26 protein-coding genes are annotated in these 21292 nt (G+C 65.0%); 17 read left to right on the top strand and 9 right to left on the bottom strand.

Annotation, left to right across the window (positions count from 1 at the left end):
* Window positions 1-104 precede the first annotated feature (104 nt).
* Window positions 105-317, top strand: coding sequence for a hypothetical protein (locus FNV92_RS24575; protein ID WP_143844197.1), 213 nt, complete (start codon window positions 105-107; stop codon window positions 315-317).
* Between the two features lie 53 nt (window positions 318-370).
* A complete protein-coding gene (locus FNV92_RS24570) occupies window positions 371-715 on the top strand; it encodes a DUF1491 family protein (protein ID WP_143844198.1) in 345 nt (114 codons plus the stop codon).
* Here the strand turns inward: FNV92_RS24570 and FNV92_RS24565 are convergent.
* Window positions 712-1689, bottom strand: coding sequence for a DUF2336 domain-containing protein (locus FNV92_RS24565; protein WP_015687393.1), 978 nt, complete (start codon window positions 1687-1689; stop codon window positions 712-714). The two genes, FNV92_RS24570 and FNV92_RS24565, sit on opposite strands and share 4 nt — an antisense overlap.
* A 256-nt stretch (window positions 1690-1945) precedes the next feature.
* On the opposite strand from FNV92_RS24565, the gene FNV92_RS24560 reads away from it, so the two are divergent.
* The 3 genes from FNV92_RS24560 to FNV92_RS24550 all read left to right on the top strand — a co-directional run bounded on the left by FNV92_RS24560 (window position 1946) and on the right by FNV92_RS24550 (window position 5532).
* Entirely contained in the window at window positions 1946-2134 is a 189-nt protein-coding gene (locus FNV92_RS24560; RefSeq protein WP_143844199.1) for a hypothetical protein, read from the top strand.
* Window positions 2135-2149: 15 nt separating this feature from the next.
* Complete coding sequence (locus tag FNV92_RS24555; protein ID WP_143844200.1) at window positions 2150-2911, top strand: hypothetical protein; 762 nt, start codon at window positions 2150-2152, stop codon at window positions 2909-2911.
* A 644-nt stretch (window positions 2912-3555) separates the two neighbouring features.
* Complete coding sequence (locus tag FNV92_RS24550; protein WP_143844201.1) at window positions 3556-5532, top strand: TonB-dependent siderophore receptor; 1977 nt, start codon at window positions 3556-3558, stop codon at window positions 5530-5532.
* Here the strand turns inward: FNV92_RS24550 and FNV92_RS24545 are convergent.
* Genes FNV92_RS24545 through FNV92_RS24525 form a run of 5 tightly spaced genes read right to left on the bottom strand, consistent with a single transcriptional unit; the run spans window position 5529 to window position 8411 of the window.
* On the bottom strand, window positions 5529-5987 hold the full coding sequence (locus tag FNV92_RS24545) for a GFA family protein (protein ID WP_143844202.1): 459 nt from the start codon (window positions 5985-5987) through the stop codon (window positions 5529-5531). The two genes, FNV92_RS24550 and FNV92_RS24545, sit on opposite strands and share 4 nt — an antisense overlap.
* A gap of 29 nt (window positions 5988-6016) precedes the next feature.
* A complete protein-coding gene (gene arsC, locus FNV92_RS24540) occupies window positions 6017-6418 on the bottom strand; it encodes an arsenate reductase (glutaredoxin) (protein WP_143844203.1) in 402 nt (133 codons plus the stop codon).
* Between the two features lie 51 nt (window positions 6419-6469).
* Window positions 6470-7525, bottom strand: coding sequence for an ACR3 family arsenite efflux transporter (gene arsB, locus FNV92_RS24535; RefSeq protein WP_143844204.1), 1056 nt, complete (start codon window positions 7523-7525; stop codon window positions 6470-6472).
* A 3-nt stretch (window positions 7526-7528) separates the two neighbouring features.
* Complete coding sequence (locus tag FNV92_RS24530; protein ID WP_143844205.1) at window positions 7529-8056, bottom strand: arsenate reductase ArsC; 528 nt, start codon at window positions 8054-8056, stop codon at window positions 7529-7531.
* Window positions 8049-8411, bottom strand: coding sequence for an ArsR/SmtB family transcription factor (locus tag FNV92_RS24525; RefSeq protein ID WP_015687385.1), 363 nt, complete (start codon window positions 8409-8411; stop codon window positions 8049-8051). The genes FNV92_RS24530 and FNV92_RS24525 overlap by 8 nt, the downstream gene beginning before the upstream one ends.
* A 134-nt stretch (window positions 8412-8545) precedes the next feature.
* Here FNV92_RS24525 and FNV92_RS24520 point away from each other — a divergent pair, with 134 nt between their 5' ends.
* The 11 genes from FNV92_RS24520 (at window position 8546) to FNV92_RS24470 (ending at window position 17701) form a co-directional block, all read left to right on the top strand.
* A complete protein-coding gene (locus FNV92_RS24520) occupies window positions 8546-8863 on the top strand; it encodes an ArsR/SmtB family transcription factor (RefSeq protein WP_015687384.1) in 318 nt (105 codons plus the stop codon).
* A gap of 50 nt (window positions 8864-8913) precedes the next feature.
* Window positions 8914-10284 (top strand): NAD(P)-binding domain-containing protein, encoded by a 1371-nt coding sequence (locus tag FNV92_RS24515; RefSeq protein ID WP_143844206.1) that lies wholly within the window; start codon window positions 8914-8916, stop codon window positions 10282-10284.
* A complete protein-coding gene (locus tag FNV92_RS24510; protein WP_168213582.1) occupies window positions 10281-11501 on the top strand; it encodes an MFS transporter in 1221 nt (406 codons plus the stop codon). The genes FNV92_RS24515 and FNV92_RS24510 overlap by 4 nt, the downstream gene beginning before the upstream one ends.
* Window positions 11502-11529: 28 nt before the next feature.
* The gene (locus FNV92_RS24505; RefSeq protein ID WP_143844208.1) at window positions 11530-12696 is read left to right on the top strand and encodes an MFS transporter; all 1167 of its coding nucleotides are present in this window, start codon (window positions 11530-11532) and stop codon (window positions 12694-12696) included.
* Window positions 12697-12868: 172 nt separating this feature from the next.
* Window positions 12869-13183 carry a co-chaperone GroES gene (gene groES / locus FNV92_RS24500; RefSeq protein ID WP_015687380.1) on the top strand — a complete coding sequence of 105 codons (315 nt, stop codon included), beginning with the start codon at window positions 12869-12871 and terminating at the stop codon, window positions 13181-13183.
* A 35-nt stretch (window positions 13184-13218) separates the two neighbouring features.
* The gene (groL, locus tag FNV92_RS24495; RefSeq protein ID WP_143844210.1) at window positions 13219-14838 is read left to right on the top strand and encodes a chaperonin GroEL; all 1620 of its coding nucleotides are present in this window, start codon (window positions 13219-13221) and stop codon (window positions 14836-14838) included.
* Window positions 14839-14946: 108 nt separating this feature from the next.
* The gene (locus FNV92_RS24490; protein WP_143844211.1) at window positions 14947-15150 is read left to right on the top strand and encodes a hypothetical protein; all 204 of its coding nucleotides are present in this window, start codon (window positions 14947-14949) and stop codon (window positions 15148-15150) included.
* A gap of 390 nt (window positions 15151-15540) precedes the next feature.
* On the top strand, window positions 15541-16032 hold the full coding sequence (locus FNV92_RS24485) for an Hsp20/alpha crystallin family protein (RefSeq protein ID WP_015687377.1): 492 nt from the start codon (window positions 15541-15543) through the stop codon (window positions 16030-16032).
* An 84-nt stretch (window positions 16033-16116) separates the two neighbouring features.
* A complete protein-coding gene (locus tag FNV92_RS24480) occupies window positions 16117-16452 on the top strand; it encodes a hypothetical protein (RefSeq protein ID WP_143844212.1) in 336 nt (111 codons plus the stop codon).
* Window positions 16449-16595: a hypothetical protein gene (locus FNV92_RS24475; RefSeq protein ID WP_168213583.1), complete on the top strand. Its 147-nt coding sequence runs from the start codon at window positions 16449-16451 to the stop codon at window positions 16593-16595. Before FNV92_RS24480 ends, FNV92_RS24475 begins: the two co-directional genes overlap by 4 nt.
* A complete protein-coding gene (locus tag FNV92_RS24470) occupies window positions 16592-17701 on the top strand; it encodes a trypsin-like peptidase domain-containing protein (RefSeq protein ID WP_143844213.1) in 1110 nt (369 codons plus the stop codon). Before FNV92_RS24475 ends, FNV92_RS24470 begins: the two co-directional genes overlap by 4 nt.
* Window positions 17702-17920: 219 nt before the next feature.
* On the opposite strand, the gene FNV92_RS24465 is transcribed toward FNV92_RS24470, so the two are convergent.
* Window positions 17921-18910 carry an alpha/beta fold hydrolase gene (locus tag FNV92_RS24465; protein ID WP_143844214.1) on the bottom strand — a complete coding sequence of 330 codons (990 nt, stop codon included), beginning with the start codon at window positions 18908-18910 and terminating at the stop codon, window positions 17921-17923.
* Between the two features lie 248 nt (window positions 18911-19158).
* On the opposite strand from FNV92_RS24465, the gene FNV92_RS24460 reads away from it, so the two are divergent.
* Complete coding sequence (locus FNV92_RS24460) at window positions 19159-19740, top strand: TetR/AcrR family transcriptional regulator (protein ID WP_143844215.1); 582 nt, start codon at window positions 19159-19161, stop codon at window positions 19738-19740.
* A gap of 388 nt (window positions 19741-20128) precedes the next feature.
* On the opposite strand, the gene FNV92_RS24455 is transcribed toward FNV92_RS24460, so the two are convergent.
* Window positions 20129-20713 (bottom strand): DUF1254 domain-containing protein, encoded by a 585-nt coding sequence (locus FNV92_RS24455; protein ID WP_143844216.1) that lies wholly within the window; start codon window positions 20711-20713, stop codon window positions 20129-20131.
* Window positions 20710-21288, bottom strand: a complete 579-nt coding sequence (locus FNV92_RS24450) for a DUF1214 domain-containing protein (RefSeq protein WP_143844217.1) — start codon at window positions 21286-21288, stop codon at window positions 20710-20712. Before FNV92_RS24450 ends, FNV92_RS24455 begins: the two co-directional genes overlap by 4 nt.
* Window positions 21289-21292: the final 4 nt, after the last annotated feature.

Raw genomic sequence — 21292 nt, 5'->3', positions numbered from 1 at the left:
AACAGAGGTCGCGTCGTCGCGGCCGCCATTTGTCCCGTATCAATGACTGCCGATGGCCTCAGGGAAGATGATCTCTCATCCTCATCAGGGAAGAGAGGTCTGTCATGTTCAAGGTTTCGATGCTGGTCTGGATTATGCTGGGCACCACGTTGGCGGGCATCAGCATGATCGTGGTGCTGATGGTGCCGGGCTTCGCGGCAAATGCCATCAGGAATATTCCCTATGCCGTGGCCGCGGGATTCGCGCTTGCGATCCCACTGTCATACCTCGTCGCGCGCCAGATCGGCGGCGGACGAGAAAGCACGCGCGGGGTGTGAGAAGCACGAGCTGAGACTGGCGCGGTACGTTGTGCTGGCCTATCGTGCGATTCATGCGCCTGAAGTCGAACATCTGGGTCTCAGCCTATCTGCGCCGGTGCCAGACCGAGGGCGTCTACGGTGCCGTGCGCCGCCGCGGCGCAGAGGAGGCGGGGGCGGTGTTCGTGAAGGTGGCGCTGCTCGACGGCAGTGCGATGCTCTACGTGCCGGCGCCCCAGACCTCCTATGACGACGGCCGGCCGATCGATCGCTTCTTCGTGCCGCTGACCCCGCAGCCGATGCCGGAGCCCGAGGTCGAGGAGCGTCTGACCAAGGAGGTCCGCTTCGATCCCGACGCCTGGATCGTCGAGACCGAAGACCGCGCGGGGCGTCACTTCCTCGACCTTGCGAAGACCTAGCGATCCGACGATCCGTCGGTGCCTGTCCGTACCCCGGGCGCAGAGCCCGGCTGCACGGCCGGCCGCGTCTGGCCTGCGCCGGCACGCGCGCGCTGGCGTTCGCTGTCGTGCAGGGACGACTGGTATTTTGCCCGCGTGACGGCGAGCGTGGAGCCGCGCCAGGCCGCCAGCATCACCAGCGCGGAACGGTCGCTGAGGCGATCGTAGAGCCGCGACAGCCGGTAGACCGCATCCACCGAGTTGCCGATCTCCGGCTTGAAGAACAGCAGGATGCGCTGGAAGTTGGCGCTCGGCATGTCGAGCGCGCGCGCGGCGACCGCGAGCGCCTCGCCGCCGGCATCGTCGACGATCTGCGCCGCGACGCGCGAGGGCAGGATCAGGCTGTCGCCGAGCTCGAAGGTGAAGTTCTCGATGTCGCCCGCGATCGCCGCCATCTCCAGGATCTGGATCGCGCGCTTGGCGCGCACGGTCGGAATCCGCGGCGCGGCCTTCAGCGGGGTCTGCGCCAGATTTTGCAGGATCAACGCGCGCTGGGACGCATCGGCGCGGAAGAACATGTCGTGGATCTCGGCGGCGTCCTTCGGCTGCATCGCCATATTCGAGGCCATGCGCAATTCCGCGTCGGTCGGCGTACGGGCCGGCGAGGGGGCGGATGCGGGTGCGGGGATTTCGCGCGCCAGCGGAACCCTGCGGCCTTCCTGGGCCGCGACCAGCCCGAGCTTCTGCAGCACCGGGACGGGGGTGGAGGGATAGATCGCAAGCCGCGCCTTGACGGCCGCGCGCGTCGCATCGTCGACCTGGTCGATCAATCGCGTGGCTAGCTCGACGAATTGCCGCTGTTCGTCATCGCTGTGGACGCGCGTCTGGACATAGAGGTCGGTCAGCACGCGCAGCAGCGTCGGGCGAACATCGACGCCTTCGCGACGGGAGAGGCTCATCAGCCCGTCGAATCCGGGAAACAGCGACTTGGTCATGGAGAGATACGCGACCTGGAAAAGATACTCGGCCGCCAGCCTATCGCAGGTTCCTTTAAAGGCTCGTTAAGGAAAACGAGGCGTGAAGTTCGAGCCGCAAATTGCGGCGTCGCCGTGCCGCAACGGGACGCGGGCAGGCGGCCCGTGCGGTTACGGTCGGGCGGGCGCGTTTACATCCCGTTAACCATGAGCTGATCTTAATGAATGCACATTGCACGAGCGCGCTCGGTCGCGCGGCAATTGATAGAGAGCTGATATGGGGACCATCATCGAATTTCCGGCCGGTCGCCGGGCAGGCTCGTCAGGAGACGCCGCACCGCGTACGGAAACGGGAAGGATCCTGATCCTTCCCGTGATCCGCATCGAACGCGAGACGGACGAAACCAGCGACGGTCGCGGGCCGGAAGCGGGCACAGCGCCGGGGCGCCGTCGTCGTCGCCGCTAGCATCCGGCTTTTGCAATGCCGGACGTCATCCGCCAAATTCGCCCCGTCGTAACGGCCATCCTGCTCGCATTCACGGGCGCGACGCTCGCCGCCTGCAGCGGGGGTGATTTCGGCCGCACCCGCGCCGACATGCGCAGCGACGACATGCATAGTTGGCTCGGTGCCGAGGTCACCTCCAGCGTCGGTTTGAAGCCGTCGCGATTTCAGCTCACCGATGAAGAGCGCCAGCTTCGCGACCTCGCCTATCCCATGATCGAGCCGCCGCTGTCGCGCCCCGCATGGAAGAGCGTGTTCGGGGACTACAAGGCCTTGCCGTCGCCCTGGCGGCAGAAGATCGTATTCGACCGCACCATGTACGGGCGCACGCTGATCGACGAGCCGCACCGCTCGCACTCCTCGCGCTACGCGCAGTTGATCGAGGACGTGCGCAACGACACCACCCGCTTCGAGCCGTTCTTCGGCTGCGCAATCCGCGTCATCGACCTCGACAAGAAACGCAACGCCAGCATGGCGCGCGTCTCCGGGCTTTCGCCGGCGGAGAAGGCGGACGCGATCGAGCGCATGCAAGAGAACTCGCTGATCATCCAGTGGGTGCAGCTCTCGCTCGAACAGCGCGTCTCGTCCTACCGGTGGGCGCTGGAGCGCCTGGTGATCCAGGCCCCCGACGGCATGGCCGCCGACGCCGATCGCCTGATCGGCGAGCTCGCCGCCCAGACCGCCAACCCGCCGGTCGCGGCGCAGCCGCCCTACGGCCGCGCGGTCGTCTCGAAGGGCTGATGCCTGGCGCCTTCGAGCGCTGCGACGGCATTGGACCGCGACAAGCGCATCGCCAATCCGTCAGCGCTGCCCGTCGTGCACGAAGATATCGGACGCCTTGAGGCCTCCGATGTATCGGGCTTCCGAACGATCGTGCCTGGATCGACAGCTCCTGAAGCACGACGACGATTCATCCCGATCTCACGTGCTTCCGGATTTGTTCGAGAGCGTTGCCGACGTCAGGGCGGTTCTAATCTGAAGCGATTCTAATCTGAAGTCATTCTAGTCTGAAGGGATTCTAGTTCGAACGTGCGCAACAGCGCCTGAATACGCTTTCGTCACGCCGCCGTGATTGTTACGGCTGCCCTCGCAATCTCAGTTGGATGCGAGGCGTGTTGGGAATGAAGAACGCGAAGTTCCTGTTTTCGGTTTCGACGATCGCGTTGGCGAGCTTGGCGTTCGACGTTTCTGCCTTTGGTCAGCCGGCCACTCAACTCGCTCCTGTCGTTGTCGAATCCGCAGAACCGCGACCTGCAGCCCGTCCGAAACCTTCGCAAGCTGCACGTACGGCTGCGCGACGCAACGCGGCACGCGCCGCCAATGCTCAGCCTGCGGCTCCGGTCGCGGGCGCGTCCTCGCCGGGGCGGGAGACCGCAACGGGTCCCGTGCAGGGCTATCTCGCGACGACGAGCGGCACGGGCACCAAGACCGACACGCCGCTGAATCTGACCGCACAGTCGATTTCGGTCGTCAGCGCCGAGCGCGTGCGGGATCAGGGCGTCAGCAACATCCAGGAAACCCTGCGCTACGTGCCCGGCGTCTTCGCCGAGCCGGGCGGCGTCGATTCGCGCAATGATTATTTCAAGATCCGCGGTCAGGACCCGAACGTCTATCTCGACGGCACGCGGGTGAACAACCGCAACAATTTCAACGAATGGCGCGTCGATCCCTACATGCTCGAACGCATCGAGGTGTTCCGCGGGCCCGCATCGGTGCTCTATGGCGACACGTCGACGGCTGGTCTAGTCAACCTGATCTCGAAGCGTCCGCGCGCGGAGCAAGCCAGCGAGATCGGCGTGTCCTTTGACAATTTCGGCCGCAAGCAGGTCCAGACGGACTCGACCGGCAAGGTGACCAAGGACGGCGAATGGCTCTATCGCTTTGTCGGCCTGTTCCGCGACAGCGGCACCCAGGTCGATTTCGTTCCCGACAACCGCCTTCTGCTGGCGCCGTCGTTGACCTGGCGGCCGACCACGAACACGAGCTGGACGGTGCTCGGCGTCTACCAGAAGGACAAGACCGGCACCACCAACGGCTTCCTGCCGCGCGAAGGCACGCTGACGCCGGGCATCAACGGCTACATCCCGCGCAACCGTTTCGTCGGCGATCCCAACAACGACGTCTACCAGACCGAGACCGGCGCGATCAGCAGCTTGCTCGAGCACAGTTTCAACGACGCGGTGAAGTTCACGCAGAACCTGCGCTATGCTCATGTCGACGGCGTCTATAAGAGCGTCTATGCGAATTTCTACGGCGACCCGTTCCTCGATGCCTCCAGGCGCACGGTGAGCCGCTACGCCAACAGCCAGGCCGTCTCCAACGACAACTTCACCGCCGACAACAATCTCCAGATCAAGGCGCTCACCGGTGCGCTCGAGCACAAGGTGCTGTTCGGCGTCGATTATCGCGACTTCTATGCGCGTTCGTCCGTCGCCCCCTTCGCCTCCGACGCGACGCCGTTCGACCTTTATGCGCCGGTCTACACCAGCGTTGCACTGCCTGATCTGGAGCGGCTTGCAAACGCGCGCCAGAATCAGACCGGTCTCTACGCCCAGGACCAGATGCGTTACGGCCCTTGGCTCGCGACGCTCGGCGTCCGGCAGGATTATGCCAGCACGCGCTATCCCGGATCGGACAGCGACAGGTCGGCGACGACGGGGCGCGCAAGCCTGATGTATGAAACGCCGTTCGGCTTCAATCCCTACGTGGTCTGGGCGCAGTCGTTCAACCCGGTGTGGTTCAGCCCCACCTATGGCGGCGCCGGCTGCTATGGTGGCCCCTGCAAGGACCAGCGTGGCGAGATCTATGAGGTCGGCTTCAAGTATACGCCGATGCAGGGTCTGGCGATCAACGGCGCGATCTACGACACCGTGGAAAGGAACCGGCTGGCGACGTCGCCCGATCCGGCACTATCGAGCCAGATCGGTCAGGTCCGCATCCGCGGCGCGGAGATCGAGGTCATCGGCAAGGTCACGCCCGATCTCGATATCATCGGCAGCTATTCCTACATCAACGCCAAGGTCGAAAAAGGCGACAATGTCGGCAAGACCGTCGAGGGCGTGCCCGCTAACCAGGCGTCGCTGTGGGGAAAGTACCGCCTGAGCGCGCTCGGCCTGCGCGACGTCACGGTCGGTGCCGGCGTGCGCTACATCGGCGAATCCTACGAGGAGACCAACACCTACACCATTCCGTCCTACACGCTGTTCGACATGATGATCGCCTACGATCCGGGCAAGTACAGGCTGCAGCTCAACGTCAGCAACGTCGGTGACGAGCGTTACGTGGCGGCCTGCTACGCGCGCGGCGATTGCTATTATGGACAGGGGCGGACCATCCTGGGGACGGCGACCGCCCGGTTCTAGGCTGAACCGTCAGGCTTCGATCGCCGCGAAATATCGTCGGCGGGGATGAAGCGGAGCGTGCCGGCACGGCGCGTCGGCTTGCCGGTGTCGTTAGTGTGATTGACGCCGTCCATGACCGGAACCTCGTGGAAATCGAACGGGCTGATCCCGTCGAGGCAAGCGACGTTGACGGCATAGAGCGACGTGTCCGATCGCCGCTGATGATGGGTGTAGATTCCACAGACCGAGCAGAAGAAGTGCTGCGCCGATCCGGTATGGAAGCGGTACGTCGTCAGCGTATCCTCTCCCTTCAGGAATTTGATCCCGCCCATCTCCGCCATCGCCACGACGGCGCCGCGCATGCGGCAGTAGGAGCAGGTGCAGCGACGGATCGATTTGAAGCCGTCGCTGAGCGTCACCTCGAAACGCACCGCGCCGCAATGGCACCGGCCCGCCCGAACGTTCGTGTCGTTCATGGTGCGGCGTCTCCCGTCAATTCGCGAACCTAACGCGCCTCGACCACTTCGCCGTCCTCCTTCACGAACCGGCCGACGGGGGCGTCCAGCAGATCGATAACGGCTTCGGAAGGGCGGCACAATAGCGTGCCTCTGTCCGTCACCACGATCGGCCGGTTGATCAGGATGGGATGTGCCATCATGAAGTCGAGCAGCTCGTCGTCCGTCCATTTGGGATCGGCTAGGCCGAGCTCCTTGTAGGGCGTTCCCTTCTCGCGCAGCACTGCGCGAACCGGGACGCCCATCGCCGCGATCAGCTGCTTGAGCGTTTCGCGCGAGGGCGGCGTCTTGAGATATTCGATCACGGTGGGCTCGACGCCGCTCTGCCGGATCATCGCCAGCGTGTTGCGCGAGGTGCCGCAGTCGGGGTTGTGATAGATCGTCACGCTCATGCGATTGTCTCCGCTATCAGGCCCGGGCCGCAGGCTGTCGTTTGTCGTCGTTCACTGGCGTGCCTCGGCGGCCGTGGGTGCCTTGCCGGCTCCGGCTTCGTACCAGCCTCTGGTCGCCTTCACGATGCGGACGACGGATAGCATCACCGGGACCTCGACGAGAACGCCGACGACAGTCGCAAGCGCTGCGCCGGAGTCGAGACCGAACAGGCTGATCGCCGCCGCAACCGCCAGCTCGAAGAAGTTACTCGCGCCGATCAGGGCGGCCGGAGCGGCGACGCACCAGGCCACGCCAAACCGCCGGCTGAGCCAATATGCCAGGCCCGCATTGAAATAGACCTGGACGAGGATCGGAACGGCGAGGATCGCGATGACGCCCGGCTGCCTGACGATCTGCTCTCCCTGAAAGCCGAACAGCAGCACCAATGTCGCCAGCAGCGCAGCGAGCGAAAGAGGCTGCAGCGTCCGCAGGCTGCGGTCGAAGGCATCGCCGCCCTTTTGCAGCAGCACCCTTCGCCACGCTTGCGCGACGATCACGGGAACCACGATGTAGAGCAGGACCGAGAGCATCAGCGTGCCCCAGGGAACGCTGATGGAGGCCACTCCGAGCAGCAGCCCGACGAGCGGTGCAAACAGGAAGACCATGATCACGTCGTTGAGCGCGACCTGGCTCAGCGTATAGTGGGGTTCCCCCTCGCACAGATTGGACCAGACGAACACCATCGCCGTGCAGGGCGCGGCGGCCAGCAGGATCAGACCCGCAATGTAGGACGGGATCTGGCCCGCCGGCAGCATCGGCGCGAACACATGGCCGATGAAGAACGTGCCGAGCAGCGCCATTGAGAATGGCTTCACGGCCCAATTGATGAAGAGCGTGACGCCGACGCCGCGCCAATGCTCGCGGACCTGGCCCAGCGAGCCGAAGTCGATCTTCAGCAGCATCGGCACGATCATGAGCCAGATCAGCGCCGCGACCGGCAGGTTGACCTTGGCAATCTCGGCGGTTGCGACCGCGGCAAAGAAGCCGGGCATGACATGTCCCAGCGCGACGCCGGCCACGATGCAAAGCGCGACCCAGAGAGTGAGGTATCGTTCGAACAGTCCCATCAGCTATGCCACATCGTCGTTGGAAAGGGTTGCGCCCTCGGAGCGGCCGATCTCGCGCAATTTGGTGCCGAGCGAGAGCTTGTCGACACTCTTCAGCGGCAGGCTCACGAAGGTATCGATCCGGTTCTTCAGGTAGCGGAACGCCGTGACGAACGCCGCCTGCTTCTGCAGCTCCGTGCCTTCGGCTGCGGCAGGGTCCTCGATGCCCCAGTGCGCGGTCATCGGCTGTCCCGGCCAGATCGGGCAGGCCTCACCGGCGGCGTTGTCGCAAACGGTGAAGACGAAATCCATCACCGGCGCATCGGGCGCGGCGAACTCCAGCCAGCTCTTCGAGCGCATTCCGTCGGCTGGATAGTCCATGTTTTCCAGCGTGCGCAGTGCCAGCGGGTGGACCGCGCCTTTCGGTGTGCTGCCGGCGGAGAAGGACCGGAAGCGCCCGGCGCCGTCCTTGCGCAGGATCGACTCGGCGAGGATCGAGCGCGCCGAATTGCCGGTGCACAAGAACAGGACATTGTAGATCTGGTCAGGCACGGACTCGTCCCTTTCGTTTTGGAGCGCAGCAGGCTTGCAGGCTGTCGACCACCGGCTCGCACACCTCAGGCCGCCCGCCGCAGCAATCCCGCAGCAGGAACAGCGCGACGTCGCGGAATTCGGCGAGGTTGGCGCGGTAGACGATCGAGCGGCTGTGCCGCTCGGAGGTCACCAGACGCGCGCGCGTCAGGATCGACAGATGCGCCGAGAGCGTGTTCTGCGGCACCTCCAGCAGGCGCGCGAGCTCGCCGGCCGCAAGGCCGTCGGGCTCGTGCCGGACCAGCGTCCGGAACGCCTCCAGCCGGGTCGATTGAGACAAGGCGGCGAGCGCGAGAACGGCTTCTTCGATTTCCATATATCCAGACTTATGGAAATGTTGCGCCGTCGTCAATCCGGAATTTCTCGGGTCTGCCTGGCGCAGGGAATCGATATTTCGAATATTCTAGAAATACAGTTGACAGAGCCGAGGCGGCGGCTCATATTCGGAGCATGAAGATCGCTGACGCAGCCGCACGTCTGGAAGCCCTGGGCAATCAAACCCGGCTGCAGATCTATCGCGCCCTGGTTCGGGCGGGGCACGCGGGCATGCCCGTCGGCCGCCTGCAGGACAAGCTGAAGATTCCGGCATCGACGCTGTCGCATCACATCAAGTCTCTGGTCGCGGTCGGGCTCGTCAGCCAGGTCCGCGAATCCACCACGCTTGTCTGCCACGCCAACTTCGATGCGATGCGGGGGCTGGTGGATTTCCTGGCGGCGGAGTGCTGTGCGGACGACGTCGGATGCAAGGATGCGCAGACGGCGGCGTGAGTTTTCGTCGCCGATTTATTCGATGATTCTAGAATGATGGGAGTAGTGACATGAGCGACGCAAAGACAGTTGCCATCATCGGGGCAGGGCCGGTTGGACTCGCTGCGGCAGCCCATGTGCTCGAACGCGGCCTGTCGCCGATCGTGCTGGAGGCCGGACCCGAAGCGGGGCATGCGGTTCGCCAGTGGCAACAGGTCCAGCTGTTCTCGCCGTGGGAATACAACGTCGACAAGGCCGCGGCGCGCCTGCTCGCACCGACCGGATGGAATTCACCGGACCCGCAGTCCTATCCGACCGGCGGGGAGCTGCTCGATCGATATCTGACGCCGCTTGCGACAAGGACGCCGCTGCGTGATGTGATCCGCACCTCCAGCCGCGTCTCGGCCATCAGCCGCGTCGGCTTCGACAAGGCGAAGACGAAGGGCAGGGAGCAGGCGCCGTTCGAGATCCGCTATCAGAACGGCAAGGGCCCCGAAGTGCTGCGCGCCGATGCCGTGATCGATACGTCAGGCACATGGTTCTCGCCCAATCCCGCCGGCCGCAACGGCTTGCCGGCGATCGGCGAGCCCGAATGCGCCAGCCGCATCGCCTACGGCATGCCGGATGTCCGGGGCGCCGCTCGCGCCAGATATGCCGGCAAGACCGTTGCCGTGCTCGGCGCGGGTCACTCCGCGGTGGGCACGCTGATCGATCTCGTGCACCTCGCGGACGAAGCACCGGGGACGCTAGCCATCTGGCTGCTGCGCGGCGCCGATCCCGCCAAAGCCTTTGGCGGCGGCCGTAACGACAAGCTTGCCGCGCGCGGCGAGCTCGGCAGCACCTTCGCCGCGCTTGTTGCCGCCGGCAGGATCAAGGTCGAGACCGAATTCGGCGTCACGCATCTGTCGGAGTCCGAAGGTCGCCTCAGGATCGCGTCCGGCGGCTGCTGCGGCGCGCGGAGCGTGGTCGCGGACGAGCTGATCGTGTCGACCGGCTTTCGTCCCGATCTGTCGTTCCTGTCCGAGCTGCGGCTGCGGCTCGATCCCGCCATCGAGGCACCGGTTGCCCTCGCGCCTCTCATCGATCCCAACGAGCACAGCTGCGGCACGGTCCGCCCGCACGGCGCGCGCGAGCTCGCGCATGACGAGCCCGGATTCTACCTCGCCGGCATGAAGTCGTATGGCCGCGCGCCGACCTTCCTCATGATGACCGGCTATGAGCAGGTTCGCTCGATCGCGGCCGAGCTCGCCGGCGACAGGGAGGCCGCTGCGAGGGTCGAGCTCGTGCTGCCGGAGACCGGCGTCTGCACGCGCGGCGGCGTCGAGTCCGCCGGGGCGGCGTCAGGATGTTGCGGCGGTCCGGCCAAGGAAGAGGCGTCGGCCTGCTGCGCCGCCGATGAAACGGCAAAGAAGGCCGGCGCGTCGGGGTGCGGCTGTTCATGAGCCCAGTCCCCGCGGGCCGGGCCCGAGGTCCGTTCGCCATCGTGCTCGCGCTCGGCACCGCGCAGACCATCGCGTGGGCGTCGAGCTACTATCTGCCGGCCATCCTGGCGGCGCCGATCGCGCGCGATCTCGGTCTTTCGCCGACCTGGGTTTTCGCTGCGCTGTCGGGCGCGCTCGTCATCTCCGGCCTGCTCGGCCCGCGCGTCGGCCATGCCATCGATATGTTCGGAGGGCGGAGCCAGCTTGCGATCTCGAACCTGGTGTTCGCGGCAGGCTTGCTCCTGCTGTCGGTGGCTCATGGCGCGGCGGTGCTGATCGCAGCCTGGGTGTTGCTCGGGATCGGCATGGGCATGGGTCTCTACGAGGCGGCCTTCGCGACGCTGGCGCGCATCTACGGCACTCATGCGCGACGGGCCATCACCGGCATCACGCTGATCGCCGGTTTCGCCAGCACGCTCGGATGGCCGCTCACGACCTGGCTGGACTCCGAATACGGCTGGCGGGTTGCCTGCCAGGTCTGGGCCGCGATCCACATCGTCTTGGCGTTGCCGCTCAATCTGTCGCTGCCACGCGCGGTCCCATTGGATCAGATGCCTCAACCGGATGCGCGGGCGAGCCCGCAACCCGGAGCCCAGAGCGAGACCTTCGCGATGGTGCTGCTGGCTTACATGTTCGCGGCGGCAAGCTTCGTCAGCTCGGGCATCTCGGCCATTCTGCCGACCATGCTGGTTGCCTTCGGCGCGACGCCGGCGCAGGCCTTGCTCGCGGGCGCGTTGGTCGGGCCGGCGCAGGTCGGCGCGCGCCTTCTGGAGGCAGGGTGGCTCGGCCGGTTTCATCCGCTGCTCTCGGCGCGGCTGGCCATGCTCATGAATCCGATCGGTGTCGTTGCGCTGGTTCTGGGCGGACCCTTGCTCGCGTCGACCTTCACCGTGCTGTATGGCGCGGGCAACGGCATCATCACCATTGCCCGCGGCACGCTTCCCCTGGTGCTGTTCGGGCCGGCGGGATTCGGCAGGCGTGTCGGCATGATCTCGCTGCCTTCCAGGGTCACGGGGGCGGCTGCGCCGCTCGCACTGGGGCTGATGGTGGAGCACATCGGCAGCAATGCGCTGTGGATCAGCGCACTCGTTTCGGTCTCGGCCTTCCTTGCGCTCTTGCTGCTTCGCACTGGACAGGCAACATCGGCTCCGATTCAGGCGGGAGGACAGAATTCGTAAGCTCGGCGGCCGTTCCCTGATCGCGGTGATGTGCATCGGCCAGGTCGGCAATCTGCTGCCGCATGTGACGCTGTCGGCCAACCTCGCGCAGCATCTGATGCCGGCGTGGGGCCTCTCCGCCGCCGAAGGCGGCCTGATGGCGAGCGGCTATGCGTTCGGCTACATGCTCGCGGTGCCCGTGCTGACGACGTTGACCGACCGGATCGACGCGCGGCTCGTCCTGCTCTGGGGCTCGATCGTCAGCGGCCTTGCGACCGCGGCGTTCGGCATCTTCGCGCAAGGATTCTGGTCGGCGACCGCGATCTGGTCGCTCGCGGGCCTCGGCTTCGCCGGCGCCTACATGCCGGGCCTCAAGGCGCTGACCGACCGGCTTCCTCCCGGCGACACCTCGCGTGCCGTGACGCTGTACACGTCGAGCTTCTCGGTCGGTGTCGGCCTCTCGTTCCTGGCGGCGCAGCTCATCGCCGACCATTGGGGATGGCGGACCGCCTTCCTCGTCACCGGCTTCGGACCGATCGCCATGGTCGTCGCGTGCCTTCTGATGCAGGGGCAGCGGCCGGCGCCGAAGGCCGGACGCCTGCTCAACTTCGTCCCCGTCTTCGCCAACCGCGAGGCGCTCGGCTACATCCTCGGTTACGGCGCCCACTGCTTCGAGCTCTACGGCATCCGCACCTGGCTGGTCGGGTTCTGGACTTTCGTCGTCGCCCATCAGGGTGCGCCGTCGTGGTTGAGTCCCGTCGTGCTGAGCTTCTGCTTTGCGGTGATCTCGATGCCCGCGAGCATCCTCGGCAACGAGGCCGCGCTGAAATTCGGCCGCCATCGCGCGATCACGATCGTCATGATCGCATCGGCCTGCGTTGCGCTAATCATCGGCCTCAACGCCACGGCGCCGGCATGGGCGCTCGCGCTGCTGCTGCTCGTCTATGGCCTGACCGTGCCGGCCGATTCCGGCGCGTTGACCGCGGGCATGTCGGCCGCCGCCGTCTCCGAACATCGCGGCGCGACCCTGGCCCTGCACTCGACGGTCGGCTTCGGCCTGTCGGCGCTCGGCGCCTGGGGCACCGGCGCCGCCCTCGACGCAGCCGGCGGCCCGCAGAGCGCGGGCGGCTGGCTGCTGGTGTTCGTCGTGCTTGCGGCGGGGATTGCGGTGGGGCCGCTGGCACTGCTGTGGGCGCGGACCTCGTCATTGCGGTAATCGACTTGCGTCTTCGGGGACGGAGCGTCCCCGAATTCGCGGAGATGAGGCGCCGGTTTTTTTTCGGTGGTCCTCTTGAACCGGAAAAATTCCGCTCCTAGGTCGTTTTCCGCCCGGGGGCCGGTTCCGGCCCCGGGATTTGGACATCGCTGAACCTGTTAGGAGGATGTGCATGCACTTTCGTCCGTTGCACGACCGTGTGCTCGTGCGCCGTATCGATGCCGAGGCCAAGACCGCCGGCGGCATCATCATTCCCGATACCGCCAAGGAGAAACCGCAGCAGGGTGAGATCATCGCCGCGGGTCCCGGCGCGCGCAACGAGCAGGGCCAGCTCGTGCCGCTCGACGTCAAGGCGGGCGACCGCGTTCTGTTCGGCAAATGGTCGGGCACCGAGGTCAAGATCGACGGCGAGGAACTGCTGATCATGAAGGAGAGCGATCTTCTCGGCGTGGTCGAGACGGCCGGCACGTTGAAGAAGGCCGCGTAAGGCTGACAGTCATCGAACGGAAAGGAGATTTCAACATGGCTGCCAAGGACGTGAAATTTGCGACCGAAGCCCGCGAGCGCATGCTGCGGGGTGTCGACACGCTGGCGAACGCGGTGAAGGTCACGCTCGGTCCCAAGGGGCGCAACGTCGTCATCGAGAAGAGCTTCGGCGCGCCGCGCATCACCAAGGACGGCGTCACCGTCGCCAAGGAGATCGAGCTGGAGGACAAGTTTGAGAACATGGGCGCGCAAATGGTGCGCGAGGTCGCGTCGAAGACCAATGATCTCGCCGGCGACGGCACCACGACGGCGACCGTGCTCGCGCAGGCCATCGTCAAGGAGGGTGCCAAGGCGGTCGCGGCCGGCATGAACCCGATGGACCTCAAGCGCGGCATCGATCTCGCCGTCGAGGCGGTCGTTGGCGATCTCAAGAGCCACGCCAGGAAGGTCACCTCCAACGCCGAGATCGCCCAGGTCGGCACCATCTCCGCCAATGGCGATAGCGAGATCGGCCGCTTCCTCGCCGAGGCAATGCAGAAGGTCGGCAACGAGGGGGTGATCACCGTCGAGGAGGCGAAGAGCCTGCACACCGAGCTCGACGTGGTCGAGGGTATGCAGTTCGACCGCGGCTACGTCTCGCCTTACTTCGTCACCAATGCGGAGAAGATGCGGGTCGAGCTCGAGGATCCCTTCGTGCTGATCCACGAGAAGAAGCTCTCGGGTCTGCAGACCGTGCTGCCGTTGCTCGAGCAGGTGGTGCAGTCCGGCAAGCCGCTCCTGATCATCGCCGAAGAGGTCGAGGGCGAGGCGCTGGCGACGCTGGTCGTCAACCGGTTGCGCGGCGGGCTGAAGGTCGCCGCGGTCAAGGCGCCCGGCTTCGGTGATCGCCGCAAGGCGATGCTGGAAGACATCGCGATCCTCACCGGCGGCACTGTGATCTCCGAGGATCTCGGCATCAAGCTCGAGAACGTCACGGTCAAGATGCTCGGCCGCGCCAGGAAGGTCGTGATCGACAAGGAGAACACCACCATCGTCGATGGCGCCGGTGCGAAGAAGGACATCGAGGCGCGTAGCCAGCAGATCAGGGCGCAGATCGAGGAAACCACCTCGGACTACGATCGCGAGAAGCTGCAGGAGCGCCTGGCCAAGCTCGCCGGCGGTGTCGCGGTGGTCCGCGTCGGCGGCGCTACCGAGGTCGAGGTCAAGGAGCGCAAGGACCGCGTCGACGACGCACTGCATGCGACCCGCGCTGCGGTCGAGGAGGGCATCCTGCCGGGCGGAGGCGTGGCCCTGCTGCGTTCCCTGAAAGCCCTCGACGGCGTCAAGACCGGGAATGCCGATCAGAAGGCCGGCGTCGACATCGTGCGCCGGGCCATCCAGGTGCCGGCGCGCCAGATCGTGCAGAATGCCGGCGAGGACGGCTCGGTTGTGGTCGGCAAGCTGCTCGAGCACCAGGACTACAATTGGGGCTTCAATGCCGCGACCGGCGAGTACCAGGACATGGTCAAGGCCGGCGTGATCGATCCCGCCAAAGTGGTTCGCACCGCCTTGCAGGATGCGGCCTCGGTCGCTGCGCTGCTGATCACCACGGAGGCGCTGGTGGCGGACAAGCCGAAGAAGGCCGAGGCTGCACCGGCACCCGCCATGGACTTCTGACGAAGCACACGAGCCGGGCGCCACGCCGGGCTCGACGTTCACAACAGGAGTCGCCGGGACCTCGCGCGCGGACCAGGGCCGCGCGCGAGGTCGTGGCACAGGAATGCCATGCGCCATCAACACGTCTCACGCGGGGCCCTCGCGGGCGAAGTACTCGCTTTCGTGTTCGAGAGCGAGCAGCGCGTCGTCGCGCATTGCGACCGGCTGCTCGGTGCGGCCGATCTTCCGGAGCAGGATCGCAACCGCCTGTCGAGGCTGCGCCAGGAGGCCGAGGCGCGTCTTGGCGAACTTGCTTTCGCTGCGGCGGCGTGAGCCGACGCAGGCGGACCGCCGGAACGTCAACGTGGCGCGCTGGCCGAAAAAATTTCCATCCCCCTCTTGAAGTCGTTTTTCCGTTTTCTAAGTCGTCTTCCGCCGCGACAGCGGTGTGCCGGATGCCAGATCGGGTCCGGCACGGGCGCCGGACCGGTCGTTCGCCGTCTTGCGCTCCTTCGTATCCATCTTGCTCTCAGGAGGACTTGGCTATGAGGACATTCGACTTTGCGCCGCCGTGGCGCCCCACCATCGGCTTTGATCATGTGGCCGATCTCGCCTCTTCAGAGCTCCGTCATGCGACCGGCGACAACCATCCCCCCGGCAACATCGGACGCTTCGAAGCAACGCGCGTCGGTGCTCGTTTCCCATGAACGAAGAGGTGGAACAATGGCTATTCGTGATCTGATTCCGTGGTCCAAACCCCAGCAGCTTGCGCCTGCGCGCGACAGCTTCGATCCGTTCCTGACCCTGCACCGTGAAATGAACCGTCTGTTCGACGATGTGTTTCGCGGCTTCGGCAGCCCGGGTCTGGTGCCGGCGCAGGAAGGTCGCTTCGCCTGGCCGAAGGTCGAGCTCAGCGAAACCGACAAGGCCTTGACCGTCCTGGCCGACCTGCCGGGGATGACCGAAAAGGACGTTCAGGTGGAGATCGCCAATGGCGTCCTGACCATCCGCGGGGAGAAGAAGGCCGAGCGCAATGGCGAGGGCCGATACTTCAGCGAGCGCTACTACGGTGCCTTCGAGCGTCAGATTCCGGTCGAAGACGTGTTGGAGGACAAGATCGAGGCGTCGTTCAAGAACGGCGTCCTGACCGTCTCGCTGCCGAAATCGGACAAGCCGCGAGAAGGAACCAGACGTATCGCGATCAACACCCAGTAATCCGCAACGCAGCGCGGCGGCGCTTGCGCCGCCGCCTGCTTCGACACCTGTCCCTTGGAAAGGAGAGATAAGGGAGGCACGACGATGACGAACATCAACGCAAATGCTCGCAATCTTCAACCGGTATTTCACCCCGCCGCGTGCTATGAGTCCCCGGCGAGCGTCCTGACCGACAGCGAACTCTCGACGCCGGAGAAGCGCATCATCCTGTCGTCCTGGGCGTCCGACATGTATGCGGTCGAATCCTGTCCGGCGCTGCGCGAAGTTCCCGGCATGAGTCACACCATCCGGCTCTCCGACATTCTCGCAGCACTACGCGAGCTCGATGGCGACAATGACAACGATGAGCCGCCGCGAGGCGGCGGCGTTGCGATGCGGTTGCGGCGGCCCTGGGCCGCCGTGCAAGGGAGAGCGGCGTGATGTTCACCCCCGCCGTGATGACGCTCGTGCTGCTGGGACATGCCTCGGCGGCGTTCGCCGCTCCCTTCTTCGCCTTGCAGAGTGCCTGGCTCGGAGAAGTGACCCCGCGCACCTCCGGCGCTGCGCACGGAGAGGCGCAATGACGATCCGCACCCTGCGTCTGCTTCTGCTGACGATCCTGATGCTCGCGTTCACCGCCTCGCAGGCCGGTGCGCAGGTTGCAGATCTCAAGCTCGGCGGAGCCATCCCCACGCTGGCACCGCTGGTGCGCCAGCTGACGCCGGCGGTCGTGAACATTTCCGTGCACGGGCGCGTCCGCGAGGACAATCCGCTCTACCGTGATCCGATCTTCCGCGAGTTCTTCGACGTGCCCCGGCAGATCGAGAAGAAGGTCAACGCCACCGGCTCCGGTGTCATCGTGGACGCCGTGCGGGGCTACGTCCTGACCAACAATCACGTCGTCGAAGCCACGCCCGCGGTGCAGATCACCACCAAGGACGGCCGGCAATTCTCTGCCAGGGTGGTCGGCCGCGACCCGCCGACAGACCTTGCGGTGCTTCAGATCCGCAACCCCGAGGGTCTCAAGGCATTGTCGCTCGGCGACAGCGATGCTCTGGAGGTCGGCGATTTCGTGCTGGCGATCGGCAATCCGTTCGGGCTCGGCCAGACCGTCACGTCGGGCCTCGTCAGCGCGCTCGGCCGCACCGGCCTCGGCAAGCAGGGCTATGAGGATTTCATCCAGACGGACGCCGCGATCAATCCCGGCAATTCCGGCGGTGCGCTGGTCAGCCTGCGCGGCGAACTGATCGGCATCAATTCGGCGATCATCTCCCCCGCCGGTGGCAATGTCGGCATCGGCTGCGCGATTCCTGTCAACATGGCGCGGCGGGTCATGGAGCAGATCATCGCAACCGGTCATGTCGAGCGCGGCCGCATCGGCGTCTCCCTGCAGGACATCACGCCGGCCCAGAAAAAGGGACGCAACGAGGGCGCTGTCATCGCCGAGGTCGCGCCCGACTCGGCTGCGGAAAAGGCGGGCCTGCGCAAGGGCGACATCGTCGTCATGGCCGACGACCGGCCCATCCGCACCTCCGCGCAGCTCCGTAACAAAATCGGCCTCGCCCGCATCGGCCAGGAGGTCAGGCTCACGGTGCAACGCGACGGCGCGCCTGCCACCGTCGTCGTCACGGTGGCGCCGCCGGCGGAGCCGAGCACGGCCGCGGTCACCGGCAATCGCCGTCTTCGGTGAGGCGGGCGAGGATTGAGACCTTGCGGCTCGAAGCATCACTGCCGGGTGCTTCGAGCATGGGGTGTCACACACGGCAAACGCAAAGAGGTTGCCCCGTGACATATTGCGTCGTCAGAAGCTGACCCCCAGCCGGGCATTAAGGGAGCGCCTTGGTCCCTCCACGTTGTAGCCATACGCCAGGTGCCAGCAGCGGCCGTTGATCATCCATCGTCGCAGGACTCAGTTTCCTGAATCCTTCAACCAGGAGGACACCGTCTGGTTGAGATCGTCGGGCACTTCATGCTGAATGAAGTGGCCAACGCCAGGAACGATCTTGATCGTGAGATCGCGCGGACTTCTCATCCAGGATTTTTCCAGATCAAGCGTGCTCAGCAAGGCATGGCTCTCCTCGATTCCGTGCAGATGCAGGACGGGGCAGTTGATCGTGGCGCCGTAGATCGTCTTCATCGTGGGATCGAAGAGGTTGAGCGCAAACTGGGAGAGAGTGTAGTTGGCCTTGTAGTAATTCATCATGGCCGGGATGGACGATTTCGAGAAGGCCTCGATGTAACGGCTTTTGACCTCGGGTTTGACGACCCAGTAGGCCAAATCTTCCGCAGTCAAATCGTCGCCTTTGCCGCGCGCGAAGAATTTTGTTGCGTATGCGCTGGCGCTGGACTGCGCGACGGGATGGTTCCAGGGGAGCAATTCCTTCGTGATGGCGCCGGGATGAGGAACGCTGAGGACGACAAGCCTCTCGATCAGGTCCGGATTTTGCCCGGTGAAGAGCCAGGACAGAGCGGCGCCCCAGTCGTGTCCGATCAGGATGACCTTGCGGCCCTTTCTCTCCGCATCGATCACGGCGCGGATGTCACGGAGAAGGACCGGCGTCTTGTAGTTCTCGACACCATCAGGCCGATCGCTCAGATCGTATCCGCGCAGATCGAGAGCGACCACTTGATAGTCTGCCGAAAAGACCTGGATCTGGTTTCGCCAAGAGTACCAGAAGTCCGGAAATCCATGCACGAACACCATGAGCGGATTCGTGTCGGAGCCCACAGTGACGTAGTGGATCTTCGTCCCGGCATTGTCAGCATACTTGTGCAAGAGGTTCGGATTCTTGTCGATATCGGCGGCAGGCTCGCTCAGAGCGGCCGGGATTTTATTGTGCCAGACGGCATCGGCTGTCGTCTCCCCGCGGGCAATTGGGGTGAACATCGCACTGAACATGACGGCTCCTGAAAGCACCATCGAGCAGGTTCTGAGGGCCATCTCATTTGCCCCTTTCGTCAGAACATTTGACGAAATCGCAATCGCTCGAATTCATTTGAGTTTTCCTGCAACAATCTGGGCGAGATATGTTTGCCTTTAACAACTTTAGAGATCGGTTGGGTCTGACGGGACTGACGTTCTATGGTGATCGCCATACTATGGCGGTCACCATAGAACTGTCAAGCGAACCGTGCTAGGTTTGCTGGATGCCCCGTAAGACCGACGCCCGCGCCCGCGCGATTGCCGCTGCCGAACGACTGTTTCGCATCCAAGGCTACACGGCGACCGGATTGACTGAGATCATCGAAGAGAGCGGTGCCCCGAAAGGATCGTTCTATTTTCACTTTCCGCGCGGCAAGGCGCAGCTCGCCGAAGAAGCCATCGACCACTACGTCGCGAGCAGAATCTCCCTGTTGCGGACGATCTCGGCGAACACGGCGGGTGATGCGCTCAATTTCGTTCGTCAGATCTTTGCAGCATTCGCGGCCGAAATGGTCGCCTCCGATTTCCAGTATGGATGCTTGATGCAAAATCTGGCGAATGAGCTGCCCGCGCTCGACGCCGAGCTGACCAAGCGGGTCGCGCGCGGATTTGTCGATTCGACTGAGATCGTTGCGGAGCATTTCAGAGGCTGCGGTTTCGCATCCGCGCGCGCATCCTCGAGCGCAGCCGCGTTGGTCGCCGCCGTCGAAGGCGCGCGAACCATCGCCCGCCTGGAGCGCACGCCGGCGGTCTTTCAGGCGCTGGCGGATGTCAGTGTTCGGGGCTGGGCCGAGCCCAAGAAGTGATCCAGATTCAGTATTGGCAAAGGGCCGCGCGGATGGTCGCAGCGCTCCTGGATATTCTTTCCCCGCTGCAATTGTTGTCACCGGCCGTCTGCGGCCATTGCGTGCTGCGGGAACGATGGCAATCCCGTGATCAGGGCAACTGCTGGTCAGCCATCAAAAAACCCGCGGCGGATTGCTCCGCGCGGGTGGTACGAACTTTCGATGATGCCATTCTGCCAGTGTTTTGCCCGACGTGTCAAAGCCGAACGACGCGTCGGGCAGGGCGGCCTTGGTCCGGCAAATGCCGGCCTGGCGCGATCTCAAGAAAACGCGAATGATCTCAACGCCCCCGCTACTGTGCATGGGGTTGTTTTCGCGGTCTTGTCTTGAGCAGACAAACGCCCGTGCGTCAGCGCCGGCCGCGCGGCGCTTCTGCCTTGGCCGGCACTTCGGTCTGCGGCGCGCAGGTCGCAGCCTGAAGCGAGGCCTGTGCCTGCGGCATCAGGCCGGGCTCGGCGGCGAGCGCCTTCATCACGATCAGGCCAGTGGCGGTCGGGGAATCGATGATCAGGCGGTCGGCCGCGGTGATCTCTTCGTCCTCGGGCAACTCGCTGTGCTGCGCTTCCGTCATCAAATCGAGCTCGATCACCTTGCGGCCGGCGGAGCGGTCGTTGATGGCGTAATAGGCGATCTCGTTGCGGGTGTAGAACGACACCGAGGTGTAGGACTGGCTCACCGGCACCATCAGCTTGATCGGCCCGTTCGACAGGTCGTAGCGGCAGATCGCCAGCGCAAAGGCCGGGTCCATGAACGGCATCGGCGAAGTATTGGGATCGGCGAGGGGAAGCTGGGTGACGCCGTTAAGCTTCGTCATCGGCGTCAACCGCGAATAGGCGTCCTGCGTCGCGATCCGCGGCAGCGCCAGCACGCTGACGAGATGGACCACGAGGCCCAGCACCACGCCCGCGACGATGGTGAAGAGCAGGCGGATCATGAGCAGCCCACCGTCGAGATCGTCGGCATCGGCGCATCGCGCTGGGTGCGGGTCGCAACCCCGACCGGCGTGTCGTAGAGGCGCAGCATCAGCGCGTAGCGCTCGATGCCGCCGGTCGGCAGCCAGTTGCCGGCGCGCGAGCGCGAGGCGATGCGGATCTCGAACGAGCCGTCGGACTGCCGCACGATCTCCTGGCTGGTGAAGCCGTAGCGCTGCAGCGAGTTGGCGACGAGGTGGCCCTTGCGGTCGTACAGCGTCAGCGTCCAGAACCGCGCCGGCGGCGTCACGCCCGAGACGACGACGTCGCAGCGGCCGTCGAGCGCCTTCTTCTTGTCATCAGCGGTCGCGGTGAAGGCGACGCCGTCGCCGGTGCCGATCGGCAGCTCGCCGTTGCGCACGATGGTGGCGCGCGAATAGGGATCGACGTCGGCGGTACCGGTGCGCGGGCGCGCGGTCCAGGGGCCGATGGTGAGCGCGCCGATCTCGGTGCCGCGCGTCGTCGTCATCCAGGTCGCGCCGACGCCGACCGCGGTCGCGAGCAGGAGGGCCGTCAATGTGGTCAGGATCAGCCGCACTTGT

It is taken from the genome of Bradyrhizobium cosmicum (genome assembly GCF_007290395.2).
GTDB classification, from domain to species: Bacteria; Pseudomonadota; Alphaproteobacteria; order Rhizobiales; family Xanthobacteraceae; genus Bradyrhizobium; species Bradyrhizobium cosmicum.
The sequence above is the reverse complement of the archived record's forward strand: the minus strand, read 5'-3'. Positions and strand labels throughout refer to the sequence as shown.

Bases quoted from the DNA above. Each gene is read 5' to 3' on its own strand.
- arsB (WP_143844204.1), bottom strand. From the start codon at position 7,525: ATGGGACTGTTCGAACGATACCTCACTCTCTGGGTCGCGCTTTGCATC.
- FNV92_RS24575 (WP_143844197.1), top strand. From the start codon at position 105: ATGTTCAAGGTTTCGATGCTGGTCTGGATTATGCTGGGCACCACGTTG.
- FNV92_RS24525 (WP_015687385.1), bottom strand. From the start codon at position 8,411: ATGGAAATCGAAGAAGCCGTTCTCGCGCTCGCCGCCTTGTCTCAATCG.
- FNV92_RS24510 (WP_168213582.1), top strand. From the start codon at position 10,281: ATGAGCCCAGTCCCCGCGGGCCGGGCCCGAGGTCCGTTCGCCATCGTG.
- FNV92_RS24455 (WP_143844216.1), bottom strand. From the start codon at position 20,713: ATGATCCGCCTGCTCTTCACCATCGTCGCGGGCGTGGTGCTGGGCCTC.
- FNV92_RS24570 (WP_143844198.1), top strand. From the start codon at position 371: ATGCGCCTGAAGTCGAACATCTGGGTCTCAGCCTATCTGCGCCGGTGC.
- FNV92_RS24560 (WP_143844199.1), top strand. From the start codon at position 1,946: ATGGGGACCATCATCGAATTTCCGGCCGGTCGCCGGGCAGGCTCGTCA.
- FNV92_RS24515 (WP_143844206.1), top strand. From the start codon at position 8,914: ATGAGCGACGCAAAGACAGTTGCCATCATCGGGGCAGGGCCGGTTGGA.
- FNV92_RS24490 (WP_143844211.1), top strand. From the start codon at position 14,947: ATGCGCCATCAACACGTCTCACGCGGGGCCCTCGCGGGCGAAGTACTC.
- arsC (WP_143844203.1), bottom strand. From the start codon at position 6,418: ATGAGCGTGACGATCTATCACAACCCCGACTGCGGCACCTCGCGCAAC.
- FNV92_RS24505 (WP_143844208.1), top strand. From the start codon at position 11,530: ATGTGCATCGGCCAGGTCGGCAATCTGCTGCCGCATGTGACGCTGTCG.
- FNV92_RS24520 (WP_015687384.1), top strand. From the start codon at position 8,546: ATGAAGATCGCTGACGCAGCCGCACGTCTGGAAGCCCTGGGCAATCAA.
- groES (WP_015687380.1), top strand. From the start codon at position 12,869: ATGCACTTTCGTCCGTTGCACGACCGTGTGCTCGTGCGCCGTATCGAT.
- groL (WP_143844210.1), top strand. From the start codon at position 13,219: ATGGCTGCCAAGGACGTGAAATTTGCGACCGAAGCCCGCGAGCGCATG.
- FNV92_RS24485 (WP_015687377.1), top strand. From the start codon at position 15,541: ATGGCTATTCGTGATCTGATTCCGTGGTCCAAACCCCAGCAGCTTGCG.
- FNV92_RS24465 (WP_143844214.1), bottom strand. From the start codon at position 18,910: ATGTTCAGTGCGATGTTCACCCCAATTGCCCGCGGGGAGACGACAGCC.
- FNV92_RS24460 (WP_143844215.1), top strand. From the start codon at position 19,159: ATGCCCCGTAAGACCGACGCCCGCGCCCGCGCGATTGCCGCTGCCGAA.
- FNV92_RS24470 (WP_143844213.1), top strand. From the start codon at position 16,592: ATGACGATCCGCACCCTGCGTCTGCTTCTGCTGACGATCCTGATGCTC.
- FNV92_RS24565 (WP_015687393.1), bottom strand. From the start codon at position 1,689: ATGACCAAGTCGCTGTTTCCCGGATTCGACGGGCTGATGAGCCTCTCC.
- FNV92_RS24555 (WP_143844200.1), top strand. From the start codon at position 2,150: ATGCCGGACGTCATCCGCCAAATTCGCCCCGTCGTAACGGCCATCCTG.
- FNV92_RS24545 (WP_143844202.1), bottom strand. From the start codon at position 5,987: ATGAACGACACGAACGTTCGGGCGGGCCGGTGCCATTGCGGCGCGGTG.
- FNV92_RS24480 (WP_143844212.1), top strand. From the start codon at position 16,117: ATGACGAACATCAACGCAAATGCTCGCAATCTTCAACCGGTATTTCAC.